Below are 14,211 nucleotides of genomic sequence, written 5' to 3'. Positions count from 1 at the left end.
TGCACAGCAGGCCCATTTTTGGGGTCGCTGCGCAACCCAACGGGGGCAAGCCCCCTCGCCACAGGTATTGGCTGTTACAGGCGCAGCAACATCTTCCAGGCACGGTTCTGATACACCGCAATCGCCTGCTGCTTGCGCGCATCCAGGACTTCGTCGGTGATCGATTCGTTGGCCAGTTGCGCCAGTTTGTTCAGCTCACCGTACAGGCGATCCATTTCCGGGATCTCCAGCACGTTACGCGCATGGTGCAGCCAGACCTGGATGCGTTCGATGCGCGGCAGTTGTTCGGCCAGGTCTTCCGGTTGTTGCTGGTAGCGTTGCAATTGCAGCGAATTGGCTTCTTCACCCAGCAGGCGCGGCAACCAGCTGCCCAGTTGCGCAGCGCCCTGGCGATTGCCACGGGTGTTGCGGTCGGCGGCCCAGGTACGGGCCAGCAGCCAGCGCGAGGTGGTCAGGGAGAACAGGCCCCAGCGTGGGTCTTCGAGTTCTTCGAGGAACTGCTCGGGCGCGGCTTTGCGCACGTCTTCATCTTCCAGGCCGGCCTGGACCAGCGGGCGCCAGTCTTCCAGCAAGGCATCGAGGGCGATACGCAGGTCGTGGGTCGACTGACGCGGAGCGGCCTGGCCCAGGCTGCTGATCAGCGCGCGCATTTCCGCGAGATTTTCGACCCAGTCCTGCAACAGGCGCCAGTGACCATTGAAGCGATACTGTTCGGCCAGACGCTGGCTGCTGCTCAGCAAATGCCAGCTCAGCGCGGCGAACGCGTCGTCCAGCGGCGTTTCGGCGGTGATCTGCGGCGCCGGCAGGCTCAACGAGTAACTGTGGGCGTCGTACAGGCGATAACCGCGCTCGGCCTTGCTGATGTCGCACGGCATCAAAGCCAGTTTCTCGGCCAGCTCGGCAGCCAGCTCCAGCAACGCGGCCGGCTCGCCTTCGCGCAGTTCCAGTTCCAGCTCGCAGATTTCTTCTTTCTGCTTGCCGACCACCACGTGGCCCAGGTCCAGCGCGGCCTCGATGACCACTTTGGTCTTGCCGCGGCCCCAGGCGATTTCCGCACGTTCGCGGACGAAATCGGTGGTGAAGATCGGCTTCAGGGTTTTCTTGTCAAGCGTGGCCAATTCCTCGGGCCAGCATTCGCCGTCGAGTTTCTTCAGGTCGAGCTTGGCTTTGGGCAGGTTCCAGTCGTACTCGTTACGCACGGACAAACCGGCGACGCTATGGCCGCGGGTCTTGAGGGTCTGAATCACGTCGTCGCCATCCTTGCGCAGGCGCAGGGCGACTTTGGCCTGGGCCAGGTCACGCTCGGGCGTGTCGAAGTACTGGTTCATCAACTCACGGCGTTCCCAGCCACTTTTGTTGCGTTTTTTCAGTAACGGGTGCTCGCGCAGGGCGGCGAGGGTTTCGCGGCTGACGCGGAGTTTGATTTCGGTTTCTTTCTGCATGGCCGGAAAATCCAGAATCGGGAGCGCAGCCGGGGGAATGTGTGGCTGCCAAGGTCGTGCAGTGTACAGGACTCAAGGTTAGTGCGCGCCGAGACGGTTTATTCCTGTCATCGGTTGGTTCTATGATGGACCTCAATTCGGGTGCCGGGAGTCAGCGATGCCATTGCCGTCGATGAAAGAACAATTCGCTGCGTTGATCGCTGCACCGTCGGTCAGTTGTACCCAGCCCAGTCTCGATCAAACCAACCGCCCGGTCATCGATCTGCTGGCGACGTGGCTCGGTGAGCTGGGTTTTACCTGCGAGATCCAGCAAGTCAGCCTCGGCAAGTTCAACCTGCTGGCCAGTTTCGGTTCCGGTCCCGGCGGCCTGGTGCTGGCCGGGCACAGCGACACCGTGCCGTTCGACGGTGCGCTATGGCAAACCGACCCGTTGAAGCTGACTGAAGTCGACGGTCGCTGGGTCGGCCTGGGCAGTTGCGACATGAAGGGTTTTTTCGCCCTGGCGATCGAAGCGGTCAAACCGCTGCTCGACCAACCGTTCAAACAGCCGTTGCTGATTCTCGCCACCTGCGATGAAGAAAGCTCGATGTCCGGCGCCCGCGCGCTGGCCGAAGCGGGGCGACCGCTGGGGCGGGCGGCGGTGATTGGCGAGCCGACCGGGCTCAAGCCGATCCGCATGCACAAAGGCATCATGATGGAGCGCATCGACATCCTCGGGCAGAGCGGTCATTCCTCGGACCCGCGCCTGGGCCATAGCGCCCTGGAAGCCATGCACGATGCCATCGGTGAATTGCGTGGCCTGCGCTTGTTATGGCAGCGCGAATTCCGCAATCCTCAATTCGGCGTGCCGACACCAACGATGAATTTCGGCTGTATCCATGGCGGCGACAACCCCAACCGCATCTGCGGCCAGTGTTCGCTGGAATTCGATTTGCGGCCGCTACCCGGCATGGACCCCAAAGTCCTGCGCGCCGAGATCCTGCAGAAGCTCAAGCCGGTTGCCGAGCGGCATCAGGTCAAGATCGATTACGCGCCGCTGTTCCCCGAAGTGCCGCCGTTCGAGCAGGCCGAGGACGCCGAGCTGGTGCGCCTTGCCGAAAAGCTCACCGGTCACAGCGCCGAAGCAGTGGCGTTCGGCACCGAAGCACCTTATCTTCAGCGCCTTGGCTGTGAAACGCTGGTGCTTGGCCCGGGTGATATCGCCTGCGCCCATCAGCCGGGGGAATACCTCGAAATGTCACGTTTGCAGCCTACGGTGCATCTATTAAGGCAACTGATCGAACACTATTGCCTGACACCGGCCCAAACTGCGGAAGACCTGTAGGAGCGAGCTTGGTCGCGATGGACTTCAACGACTACGCGATCTTTCTGAATGGACGCGTCGTCCTTGCGTTCATCGCGAGCAAGCTCGCTCCTACACAGGGTCTGTGATTTGCCTGACAAGCCGTATAAATTGCCGGTACCCAAACCCGTATTCATGAGGAGAGCGCGCGTGTTGCCAAGCCTGTTCCGACGATAACCATCAGCCCGCTGTGCGTTTTCAGTTTCGCCCTTTTTTCGGCTGCTATTTATTACAGGCCCAGGTTCATGCCCGAATACGTCAATTGGCTTCGTCACGCTTCGCCTTACATCAACGCCCACCGCGATTGCACCTTTGTCGTCATGCTGCCCGGCGACGGCGTTGAACACCCGAACTTCGGCAATATCGTCCACGACCTGGTGCTGTTGCACAGCCTGGGTGTGCGTCTGGTGCTGGTTCACGGTTCCCGGCCGCAAATCGAAGCGCGCCTCGCTGCCCGTGGCCTGACCCCGCATTACCACCACGGCCTGCGCATCACCGATGCGGCGACCCTGGAGTGCGTGATCGACGCGGTCGGCCAGTTGCGCATTGCCATTGAGGCTCGCCTGTCGATGGACATGGCTTCGTCACCGATGCAGGGCTCACGCCTGCGGGTGGCCAGCGGCAACCTGGTGACGGCACGCCCGATCGGCGTGCTCGAAGGCGTCGACTATCACCACACCGGCGAAGTGCGCCGGGTCGACCGCAAGGGCATCAACCGTCTGCTGGACGAGCGCTCCATCGTGTTGCTGTCGCCGCTGGGCTATTCGCCGACCGGGGAGATTTTCAATCTCGCTTGCGAAGACGTCGCCACGCGCGCGGCCATCGATCTGGGAGCAGACAAGCTACTGCTGTTCGGCGCTGACCTGGGCCTGATCGACGAACACGGGCGCCTGGTGCGCGAACTGCGTCCGCAGCAAGTGCCAGCGCATCTGCAACGGCTGGGCAGCAACTATCAGGCAGAATTGCTCGATGCCGCGGCCGAAGCTTGCCGTGGCGGCGTGGCTCGCAGCCATATCGTCAGTTACGCCGAAGACGGTGCACTTTTGACCGAGCTGTTCACCCGCGACGGTGGCGGTACCCTGGTCGCCCAGGAACAGTTCGAAGTGGTGCGCGAAGCGGCTATTGAAGACGTCGGTGGTTTGCTGGACTTGATCAGTCCGCTGGAAGAGCAGGGCATCCTGGTGCGCCGTTCCCGTGAGGTGCTGGAGCGCGAAATCGAGCAGTTCAGTGTGGTTGAACGCGAAGGCATGATCATCGCCTGTGCGGCGCTGTACCAAATCGCCGATTCGGACGCGGGCGAGCTGGCGTGCCTGGCGGTGAATCCGGAGTACCGCCATGGCGGCCGCGGCGATGAGCTGCTGGAACGCATTGAAAACCGCGCGCGGGCTCAGGGGTTGAAAACCTTGTTCGTCCTCACCACCCGCACCGCGCACTGGTTCCGCGAACGTGGTTTCGAACCCAGCAGCGTCGACCGACTACCGTCGGCACGGGCGTCGCTATACAACTATCAGCGTAATTCGAAAATCTTCGAAAAAGCCCTGTAACCCAGCAGCTTTTCGTGGCGAGGGAGCTTGTCGGACCGCCGCACCGTCCCGCTGGAGGCCGAAGGACTCCCAATTGGGGCCGCTGTTCGGCCCAGCGGGAGCAAGCTCCCTCGCCACAGAGTTTGCGTTACTCCTGCACAAACTTCGCGCTGACATACGGCGAATAATCCGGCAACACCGTCTCGACCTTCCTTTGTTCCTTCAAGAATTTCGCTGTCTCGCCAATCGCCTTGGCCGTGCCGCCATCCAGCAGCGCAGCGCTCTGTTGCGCCCTGGCATCCGGAAAAGCGGAACCGGCCACGACCTGCGGATGTTTTTCGGCGTAATCCTTGCGCGTCACCCAGACCTCAAAGTGAAAGAAAACGCGAACGATACACAAACTGTAACAATTGATCCGGATAGTGCGCGTTTGGACGTCATGGGACCGCCTTTCGGTAAAGGATTTGTTTCCAAATTACGTCAGAAACTAATCGATCTAAAAAAGCGAAAATAAATACCGATTATGAATTAGCTTATGAGCCAAACCGTCTATTCTGGGATGGTTAGGGCGTGGGGAGCTGAATTCCTAAACGGTATTGGAAAAGAATCGGGTAATTCTTTTCAGGGGAATGACGAATTCATGACCCTGCAGGGACCAGAAAACCGGGGATTAGACTATGGTCGTAGACACACATGGTTACGATTGACTTGTGGGTCACGCTCTGGCGCTAATCGCGCATCTTAGGATTTCGGGCGTCGACTCGAGACCAGGAACACAAGAATTAGAATCGAGAGGAGCTACACAATGAACAAGTCCACCTTGGCTCTGGCCGTGACCGTTGGGGTATTGGCGCAGCAGGCAGGCGCCGCCGGTTTCCTGGAAGACAGCAAGGCTTCCATCAGCTCTCGCACCATGTATTACGACGCCGATATGCGTGAAGGTGCGAGCACTCCTGCCAACCGTCAGCGCGAAACCGCTGAGGGTCTGAAGTTCGATTACCTGTCCGGTTTCACCCAGGGTACCGTAGGTTTTGGTATCGACGCCCAGGCTCTGGTTGGTATCCACCTGGATGGTGGCAAGGGTCATCACCCGACCGGTAACAGCAACTCATTCTTCCCTAGCGATGGCAATGAGGCGGCCGACGAGTGGAGCCGTCTGGATGGCAACGTCAAGGCGCGCTTCTCGAAGACCGAAGCCCACCTGGGTGGCGCTCTGGCACCTAATCTGCCGATCCTGATCGCGAACGACAGCCGTCTGCTGCCGCAGACCTTTGAAGGTGGCACCATCACCTCCAAAGAAATCGACAATGTGACCTTTAACTTTGGTCAGCTGGAGCACGCGTCGGGTCGTGCCTCCTCGAACTCCACTGGCCTGTCTGTGGCTGGCGCTAGTCAGGACAGCAACAAATTCCTCTACGGCGGTGCTGACTGGAAGGTCACCAAAGACCTCTTGCTGCAGTACTACTATGCGAACCTGGAAGACTTCTACAAGCAGAACTTCCTCGGTCTGGTGCACGTCTACCCGATCGCGGCCAATCAGTCGTTCAAGACCGATATCCGTTATTTCGACAGTAGCTCCGACGGCAAGAACGGCGATCCGGGCTTCCAGTTCAACAACAACAATGGCTTCGCCAAGAACCCGGGGGAGGTCGATAACAAGACCTGGAGCGCCATGTTCACCTATACCCTGGGTGGCAACGCATTCCTGATCGGGCATCAGCGTGTCAACGATGACGGCGGCTTCGTTTTCTTGAACCAAGGCAACCTTGTCGATAGCAACGGTAATCCTGAAGGTGCCGGCGGCGCGAGCTTCTACTCGTTTACCGACGCTACGGTTGGCAGCTTTATCCGTGCCGGTGAAAACACCACGTTCGGTCAGTATTCCTATGACTTCGCCTCCCTGGGTGTACCGGGCTTGAAAGCTTCGATTGCTTACTTGAATGGCCAGGACATCAAGGCTACCAACGGTGTTGGTAAAGACCTGAGTGAGCACGAGACCGACGCGCGTATTGATTACGTGATTCAAACGGGCGCACTGAAAGGGTTTGGTACGACGCTGCGTCACGGCACCTACCGTGGCAACACCAGCACCCTTGACCAAGACCAGACCCGTCTGATCTTCAACTACACCTACAGCTTCATGTAATAGCCGTAAGAAAAGAGCCCCGTCGATTGGCGGGGTTTTTTTCGCGTCGAATTTTATATTCCATAAACAAAGGTGTTATTTCTTTTTTATTCTTTTTGGTTTTTTAATCCGCGCTTTAAAGTGCACCTGTCCGACACTCATCCATGAGCTCGGATTTGGCATTTTCCTCCCTCGACAATTGATCAGCTACAGGAATTGGCCTCGCTGCCGATACCTCGGATCTGTTGTGGGAAGTCATATTCCAAAATGGAATTAAAAAATATTAAAAACTCTTATTTGCTTTAAAGCCATGTATCCCGCGGCCCGCAAAATGACCGGTCTAGACGGTTTACCGCGAATTTATGCATTCAGGATCCCGGGCAATCGATTCGGGACCAGGAACATCAGAATTAGAAACGAGAGGAGCGAAACATGAACAAGTCCACCCTGGCCATGGCTGTGGCCGTCGGGGCATTGGCCCAGCAGGCAAACGCCGCGGGTTTTATCGAAGACAGCAAGGCAACATTGGGGTTGCGTAACTTCTACATCAACACTGATTACCGTGACGGCACTGGCCCGAACAAAAACGAAGAATGGGGCCAAGGCTTCGATCTGCGTTTCATTTCCGGTTACACCCAAGGCACCGTCGGCTTCGGTATCGATGCGATCGGCCTGTTGGGCGTCAAGCTGGATTCGGGCGGCGGTACCAACGGCGCCACGGCGACCTCTTACGGCGGTACGGTTTTCCCGAGCAAATCCAACGGCGAGGCAGTTGATGATTTCTCCAGCCTGGGCCTGACCGCCAAAGCCAAGGTTTCCCAGACCGAACTGAAGCTGGGCACCCTGCAGCCGAAAAATCCGGTGATCGTGACCAACGATGGTCGTTTGCTGCCGCAAACCTGGCAGGGTGGCCAGATCACTTCCGCCGAGATCAAGGACCTGTCGCTGATCGGTGGTCAGATCGAAGCCGTCAAAGGCCGTAACTCCAGCAACAATGAGCAGATGTCGATTTCGGGCGCGAACACTCGCGGCACCAAATTCCGCGACAGCAACAAGTTCATCTATGCCGGCGGCGACTACAAGATCACCAAAGACCTGACTGCCCAGTACTACTACGGCAATCTGGAAGAGTTCTACAAACAACACTTCCTGGGTCTGGCGCACAACTGGGCTATCGGCCCTGGCGTGTTGAAGTCGGACTTGCGTTACTTCAACAGTTCCGACGACGGTGCCAACGGCCACGACCCTCTGTTCTTCACCACTGGTAACTACAGCGGTGCAGCCAACGGTAAAGGCAAGGTCGACAACAACCTGTACAGCGGCTTGTTCCTGTACTCCGTTGCCGGCCACACCTTCGGCGCCGGTTACCAAGTCAGCAACGGCAGTAGCGACTTCCCTTGGCTGAACCAGGGTGACGGTTCGTCGAACTACACCATCACCGATTCGCAAATCCAGAAGTTCGCCCGTGCCGGCGAGAAAACCTGGCTAGCACGCTACTCGTTCGACTTCGCCAGGGTCGGGGTACCTGGCTTGACGGCGGGCCTGGTGTATCTGCATGGCGACAACATCGATACCGTTAACGCCAAGGGTGGCGAGGCGGCCAATGGTGCTTCCGAGTGGGAGCGCGATCTGAACGTGGCTTACGTCGTTCAGGAAGGTCCGCTGAAAAACCTGGGCCTGGCATGGAAAAACGCTACCTGGCGCACTGACCTGCCGAACACGCGTTCGCAGGACGAAAACCGCGTGATCCTCAGCTACTCGATCCCGCTGTTGTAATAGCGCTCGCGTAACCGAGACAAAAAAAGCCCCGCCCGGTATTGCACCGGGCGGGGCTTTTACTTTTTCAAGACGGGTTCACCCCCGTAATCCCGCCTTGAAGTTCCCTCTTTGCAGCAACTCAAGGCCTTCTCGAACCTTGTGGGCGATGTTCGGCGGGTTGGGCGTGCACGTCCAGTGAACAGATATTTAATATTTCTTTATGATATAAGCAAGTTACATTTTATTCCTTTTAATGGATAAAAAACACAGGCACTGTTGAGCCCATCAAGCACTCACAAGGAGCAGCACCATGGGCCTCAGACTTGGCGATATCGCCCCCGATTTCGAACAGAACTCCAGCGCCGGCATCATCCGTTTCCATCAGTGGCTGGGCGATAGCTGGGGCGTGCTGTTTTCCCATCCGGCGGATTTCACTCCAGTGTGCACCACCGAGCTGGGCTTCACCGCCAGGCTCAAGGATGAATTCGCCCAGCGTGGCGTCAAGGCCATCGCCTTGTCGGTGGATCCGGTGGAGTCGCATCACAAGTGGATCGAGGACATCAACGAGACGCAGAACACGGTGGTCAACTTTCCGATCCTGGATGATGCCGACCGCAAGGTCTCGGACCTCTACGACCTGATCCATCCCAACGCCAACGACACCCTGACCGTACGCTCGCTGTTCGTGATCGACCCGAGCAAAAAGGTCCGGTTGACCATCACCTACCCGGCGAGCACCGGGCGCAATTTCAATGAAATCCTGCGGGTGATCGACTCGTTGCAACTCACCGACAACTACAAGGTGGCCACGCCGGCCAACTGGCAGGACGGTGATGAGGTAGTGATCGTGCCGTCGCTCAAGAATGAGGAAGAAATCAAACAGCGCTTTCCCAAGGGCTATCGGGTGGTCAAGCCTTACTTGCGCCTGACGCCGCAGCCGAACCGTTGAAGGTCAGAAAATCGCAGCCTGCGGCAGCTCCTACGTGCATACGCCGATCCCTGTAGGAGCTGCCGCAGGCTGCGATCTTTTCAAGGCACCCACAAAGCAGGGGATTTCAGGCCGTTCCGACGGCCTGTTTTTTTGTCTGGAAGAAACCGAATTACATATCTCTTTAATGCATAACCAAATGAATAAATATGATTTATGGATATATAAATCAGCTGTTAAGGTCACTCCATCGAAGCGAGATCGCAAACCGCGAATCGCCAACACCGTGCAAGGAATCGTCTGAATGTTGGTTGTCTCACTCGGTGGCAGTCCCAGCCAGCGCTCTCGTTCCGGGGTGCTGCTGGATCGCTCCCGGCAATGGTTACAAGAGCAGGGTGTGGAAGTGGTGAGTTATCAGGTACGGGACTTCCCGGCCGAAGACCTGCTGCACGCACGCTTCGACAGCCCCAAGGTGATCGACCTGCTGCAACAGATTGAAAACGCCGATGGCCTGCTGATTGCCACACCGGTTTACAAGGCATCGTTTTCCGGTGCGCTGAAAGTCGTGCTGGACCTGCTGCCCGAACGCGCCTTGAGCCACAAGGTGGTTTTGCCAATGGCCACTGGCGGCAGCATCGCCCACATGCTGGCGGTGGATTACGCGCTCAAGCCGGTGCTGTCGGCCTTGAAGGCCCAGGAAATGCTGCAGGGGATTTTCGCCGTCGATAGCCAGATCGCTTACGGCGAAGGCAGCGCCCTGGCGCAACTGGCGCCGGAGCTGGAGCAACGTTTGTATGAAGCGCTGGAGCAATTTTCCGGAGCCATGGCGCGACGGCCCAGGCCGCTCGATCCAGGCCTGTTGAATGAACGTTTGTTGAGTGCTCGCTGGAGCATTTAAGCCTCACCGAAACAACTGAAGTACTGGCCTTACTCGCCCGCCAACGGGCAAGCAGGTGCAGCCAAAACCCAACTGCAAAAAGGAGAGCGCCATGCGCCCTGTCATTTTGCGTCGTGGTCTGGTCGCTCTGTTTGCTGCGGCTGTCACCTTCGGCGCCATTACTCAAGCTCAGGCCCTTTCTACCCATGAAAGCGTCCTGCGAATCGGCTATCAGAAATACGGCACCCTGGTGCTGCTCAAAGCCAAAGGCACCCTGGAAAAACGCCTCGCCGCCCAAGGCGTGGACGTGCAATGGACTGAATTCCCCGGTGGCCCGCAGTTGCTCGAAGGCCTGAACGTCGGTTCCATCGATTTCGGCGTGACCGGCGAAACGCCTCCGGTGTTTGCCCAGGCAGCGGGTGCCGATCTGCTCTACGTCGCCTATGAACCGCCAGCGCCGCGCAGTGAGGCGATCCTGGTGCCGAAGGACTCGCCGGTCAAATCGGTGGCGGACCTCAAAGGCAAGAAAGTCGTGCTCAACAAGGGCTCCAACGTGCATTACCTGCTGGTGCGTGCACTGGAAGACGCCGGCCTCAAATACACCGACATCCAGACCGTATTCCTGCCGCCGGCCGATGCCCGCGCCGCGTTCGAGCGTGGCAGCGTCGACGCCTGGGTCATCTGGGATCCGTACCAGGCCGCCGCCGAACAACAGCTGCAAGCGCGCACCCTGCGCGATGGCCAGGGCATCGTCGACAACCATCAGTTCTACCTGGCGACCAAGCCTTATGCGCAGAAGAATCCCGAGGTGATCAAGACCCTGGTGGAAGAAGTGCGCGCGGTGGGCGAGTGGTCCAAGGCTAACCCGCAAGAGGTGACCCAACAGGTTTCACCGTTGCTCGGCCTGCCAGCGGACATCACCCTGACCTCGGTGAAACGCCAGGGCTATGGCGCGCTGTTCCTCACCCCGGAAGTGGTCGCGGCGCAACAGAAAATTGCCGACAGCTTCTACCAGCTCAAGCTGATTCCCAAGCCGTTGAGCATCAAAGACGTGATCTGGACGCCGCCGGCCGTCGTGGCCCAAAGCTCGGTAACCAAAGCCCAATAATTCGATTCCCCAAGGAGACCACTCCATGAGCCTCAATATTTTCTGGTTCCTGCCTACCCACGGCGACGGCCATTACCTTGGCACCGCTGAAGGCGCACGTGCCGTCGATCACGGTTACCTGCAACAAGTCGCACAGGCAGCGGATCGCCTGGGGTTCGGCGGGGTACTGATCCCTACCGGCCGCTCGTGCGAAGACTCGTGGCTGGTGGCGGCATCGCTGATTCCGGTGACCCAGCGCTTGAAGTTCCTTGTCGCCCTGCGCCCCGGGATCATTTCCCCGACGGTTGCGGCGCGTCAGGCGGCGACCCTGGATCGACTGTCCGGCGGTCGTGCGTTGTTCAACCTGGTGACCGGCGGTGATCCGGAAGAATTGGCGGGCGATGGTCTGTTCCTTAGCCACGAAGAACGCTATCAGGCCTCGGTGGAATTCACCCGCATCTGGCGTCGGGTGCTGGAAGGCGAAACCGTCGATTACGATGGTCAGCACATCAGCGTGAAAGGCGCGAAATTGCTCTATCCACCGATCCAGCAGCCACGTCCGCCACTGTACTTCGGTGGCTCTTCGGATGCCGCGCAAGACCTGGCCGCCGAACAGGTGGAAATGGTCTTGACCTGGGGCGAGCCACCGGCCGCCGTGGCGGAAAAGATCGAACAGGTCCGCGCCAAGGCCGCCAAGCTTGGACGCACTGTGCGCTTCGGCATTCGCCTGCATGTGATCGTGCGTGAAACCAACGATGAAGCCTGGAAAGCCGCGGATCGACTGATCTCCCATCTCGACGACGAGACTATCGCTCGTGCCCAGGCTTCGCTGGCGCGTTTCGATTCGGTCGGTCAGCAACGCATGGCCGCATTGCATGGCGGCAACCGCGACAACCTGGAAGTCAGCCCTAACCTGTGGGCCGGCGTCGGCCTGGTGCGCGGCGGTGCCGGTACGGCGCTGGTAGGCGATGGTCCGACCGTGGCGGCTCGTGTGAAGGAGTACGCGGACCTGGGCATCGACACCTTTATTTTTTCCGGATACCCACACCTGGAAGAGTCGTACCGGGTGGCCGAGTTGCTGTTTCCGCACCTCGATGTCGAGCGTCCAGAACTGCCGAAAAGTGCCGGCTACGTCAGCCCGTTCGGCGAGATGGTCGCCAACGACATTCTGCCCAAAGCCGCGTCCCAGAGCTGAGGCGCGGTCATGAAGAAAATCATCCATAGCCTGGCGCCTTGGGCGTTGCCGGTGTTGCTGCTGGCGGTCTGGCAGTTGAGTGTGTCGGCGGGCTGGTTGTCGACACGGATTCTGCCGGCGCCGATCGCCGTCATCGAAGCCGGCGTGAGCCTGGTGCGCAGTGGCGAAATCTGGACGCACCTGGCCATTAGCGGCTGGCGTGCCGCGCTGGGTTTCACCATTGGCGGCGGCATCGGTTTGACCCTGGGCTTTATCACCGGCCTGTCGAAGTGGGGCGAGCGTCTGCTCGACAGTTCGGTGCAGATGATCCGCAATGTGCCGCACCTGGCGCTGATTCCGCTGGTGATCCTGTGGTTCGGTATCGACGAGTCGGCGAAGATTTTCCTGGTAGCGCTGGGCACGTTGTTCCCGATCTACCTCAATACCTATCACGGCATCCGCAACGTCGACCCGGCGCTGGTGGAGATGTCGCGCAGTTATGGCTTGTCCGGTTTCGGTCTGTTCTGGCAGGTGATTCTGCCGGGGGCGCTGCCTTCGATTCTGGTCGGTGTGCGCTTCGCCCTGGGCTTCATGTGGCTGACGTTGATCGTGGCGGAAACCATCTCCGCGAGTTCTGGCATCGGCTATCTGGCCATGAATGCCCGGGAATTCTTGCAGACTGACGTGGTGGTGCTGGCGATTCTGTTGTACGCGGTGCTCGGCAAACTGGCCGACCTCGCGGCCCGTGGACTTGAGCGTGTGTGGCTGCGCTGGCACCCGGCGTATCAGATTGCCAAGGGAGGTGCGGCATGATTGCGGAGCAACCTCCACGCCTGCTGCGCGGTATTCCGCTGGCGGTGCGCAAGCTGCAAAAAACCTTTGGCTCGCGGCAGGTGCTGCGTGAGATCGACCTGCACATTCCGGCAGGCCAGTTTGTCGCCGTGGTCGGTCGCAGCGGCTGCGGAAAAAGTACCTTGCTGCGCTTGCTCGCCGGTCTCGATCAACCAACCGGCGGCGAGTTGCTCGCCGGCGCCGCGCCATTGAGCGACGCGCGGGAGGACACGCGGCTAATGTTCCAGGAGGCGCGTTTGCTGCCCTGGAAAAAGATCATCGACAACGTCGGTCTGGGCCTCAAGGGCAACTGGCGGCCGCAAGCGCTAGAAGCTTTGGATGCGGTGGGCCTGGCCGATCGCGCCAGTGAGTGGCCGGCAGCGTTGTCCGGTGGGCAGAAGCAACGCGTGGCTTTGGCCCGTGCGTTGATTCATCAGCCGCGCCTGCTGCTGCTCGACGAACCTTTGGGGGCGCTGGATGCCCTGACCCGAATTGAAATGCAGCAACTGATCGAACGGCTCTGGCAGCAGCACGGCTTCACGGTGTTGCTGGTGACCCATGACGTCAGCGAAGCCGTGGCGATTGCCGATCGGGTGATCCTGATCGAAGACGGTGAAGTCGGCCTCGACTTGCACGTGGACCTGCCGCGCCCCCGGGTCCGTGGCTCCCATCGGCTGGCGGCGCTGGAAACCGAAGTCCTCAATCGCGTGCTGGCGCTGCCCGGCCAGCCGCCGGAACCCGAACCTGTTTCACCCTTGCCCACGCAATTGCGCTGGGCTCAATAACTCAAGTTTTATCCAACGACAGGAATCAACATCATGACAATCAAGGCCATCAACGTTCGCAACCAGTTCAAAGGCTCCATCAAGGAAATCGTCCTCGGTGACGTACTGTCGGAAATCGACGTGCAGACCGCGTCCGGCATCGTCACTTCGGTGATCACCACGCGTTCGGTCAAAGAGCTGGAACTGGCGGTCGGCAGTGAAGTGATCGCGTTTGTGAAATCCACCGAGGTGTCGATCGCCAAGTTGTAAGCCGTATGCGTAAACAACAACCCCGGAGGGTTTTAGCCCTTCGGGGTTTTTGTTGGCCTTGCTGGCGGTGGTAGAGTCCGGTGTGGATTT

At 59.2% G+C, this 14,211-nt stretch carries 13 protein-coding genes and 1 pseudogene; 12 read left to right on the top strand and 2 right to left on the bottom strand.

Annotated elements, in window-relative coordinates; translation table 11 throughout:
* Positions 1-74: 74 nt before the first annotated feature.
* Positions 75-1,442, bottom strand: a complete 1,368-nt coding sequence (locus KW849_RS24560; RefSeq protein WP_218431627.1) for an inorganic triphosphatase — start codon at positions 1,440-1,442, stop codon at positions 75-77.
* A gap of 157 nt (positions 1,443-1,599) precedes the next feature.
* Between KW849_RS24560 and argE the strand changes: the two genes are divergently transcribed.
* Positions 1,600-2,766, top strand: coding sequence for an acetylornithine deacetylase (gene argE / locus KW849_RS24555; protein ID WP_218431626.1), 1,167 nt, complete (start codon positions 1,600-1,602; stop codon positions 2,764-2,766).
* Positions 2,767-3,029: 263 nt separating this feature from the next.
* Positions 3,030-4,328 (top strand): amino-acid N-acetyltransferase, encoded by a 1,299-nt coding sequence (gene argA, locus KW849_RS24550; protein ID WP_108217144.1) that lies wholly within the window; start codon positions 3,030-3,032, stop codon positions 4,326-4,328.
* Between the two features lie 127 nt (positions 4,329-4,455).
* On the opposite strand, the pseudogene tauA reads toward argA, so the two are convergent.
* Positions 4,456-4,680 (bottom strand): annotated as a pseudogene (gene tauA / locus KW849_RS24545) (taurine ABC transporter substrate-binding protein); the annotation flags it as partial.
* A 432-nt stretch (positions 4,681-5,112) separates the two neighbouring features.
* Here tauA and KW849_RS24540 point away from each other — a divergent pair.
* The 10 genes from KW849_RS24540 to KW849_RS24495 all read left to right on the top strand — a co-directional run bounded on the left by KW849_RS24540 (position 5,113) and on the right by KW849_RS24495 (position 14,121).
* The gene (locus KW849_RS24540) at positions 5,113-6,453 is read left to right on the top strand and encodes an OprD family outer membrane porin (protein WP_218431625.1); all 1,341 of its coding nucleotides are present in this window, start codon (positions 5,113-5,115) and stop codon (positions 6,451-6,453) included.
* A gap of 411 nt (positions 6,454-6,864) precedes the next feature.
* Positions 6,865-8,208 carry an OprD family porin gene (locus KW849_RS24535; RefSeq protein ID WP_218431624.1) on the top strand — a complete coding sequence of 448 codons (1,344 nt, stop codon included), beginning with the start codon at positions 6,865-6,867 and terminating at the stop codon, positions 8,206-8,208.
* Positions 8,209-8,500: 292 nt separating this feature from the next.
* Positions 8,501-9,139: a peroxiredoxin gene (locus KW849_RS24530; protein ID WP_218431623.1), complete on the top strand. Its 639-nt coding sequence runs from the start codon at positions 8,501-8,503 to the stop codon at positions 9,137-9,139.
* A gap of 34 nt (positions 9,140-9,173) precedes the next feature.
* Complete coding sequence (locus tag KW849_RS24525; RefSeq protein ID WP_218431622.1) at positions 9,174-9,422, top strand: hypothetical protein; 249 nt, start codon at positions 9,174-9,176, stop codon at positions 9,420-9,422.
* A complete protein-coding gene (gene ssuE / locus KW849_RS24520) occupies positions 9,423-10,016 on the top strand; it encodes an NADPH-dependent FMN reductase (protein ID WP_218431621.1) in 594 nt (197 codons plus the stop codon). It begins immediately after the preceding gene.
* A gap of 91 nt (positions 10,017-10,107) precedes the next feature.
* Positions 10,108-11,103, top strand: a complete 996-nt coding sequence (locus KW849_RS24515) for a sulfonate ABC transporter substrate-binding protein (RefSeq protein WP_218431620.1) — start codon at positions 10,108-10,110, stop codon at positions 11,101-11,103.
* 25 nt (positions 11,104-11,128) lie between these two features.
* Entirely contained in the window at positions 11,129-12,277 is a 1,149-nt protein-coding gene (ssuD, locus tag KW849_RS24510; protein WP_218431619.1) for an FMNH2-dependent alkanesulfonate monooxygenase, read from the top strand.
* Between the two features lie 9 nt (positions 12,278-12,286).
* On the top strand, positions 12,287-13,069 hold the full coding sequence (ssuC, locus tag KW849_RS24505; protein WP_218431618.1) for an aliphatic sulfonate ABC transporter permease SsuC: 783 nt from the start codon (positions 12,287-12,289) through the stop codon (positions 13,067-13,069).
* Positions 13,066-13,872 carry an aliphatic sulfonates ABC transporter ATP-binding protein gene (gene ssuB / locus KW849_RS24500; RefSeq protein WP_218431617.1) on the top strand — a complete coding sequence of 269 codons (807 nt, stop codon included), beginning with the start codon at positions 13,066-13,068 and terminating at the stop codon, positions 13,870-13,872. The genes ssuC and ssuB overlap by 4 nt, the downstream gene beginning before the upstream one ends.
* Positions 13,873-13,905: 33 nt before the next feature.
* Positions 13,906-14,121, top strand: coding sequence for a molybdopterin-binding protein (locus tag KW849_RS24495; protein ID WP_007967989.1), 216 nt, complete (start codon positions 13,906-13,908; stop codon positions 14,119-14,121).
* Positions 14,122-14,211 lie beyond the last annotated feature (90 nt).

It is taken from the genome of Pseudomonas sp. PDM26, from assembly GCF_019219185.1.
GTDB lineage: Bacteria > Pseudomonadota > Gammaproteobacteria > Pseudomonadales > Pseudomonadaceae > Aquipseudomonas.
This window is presented reverse-complemented; position numbering and strand designations above follow the sequence as displayed.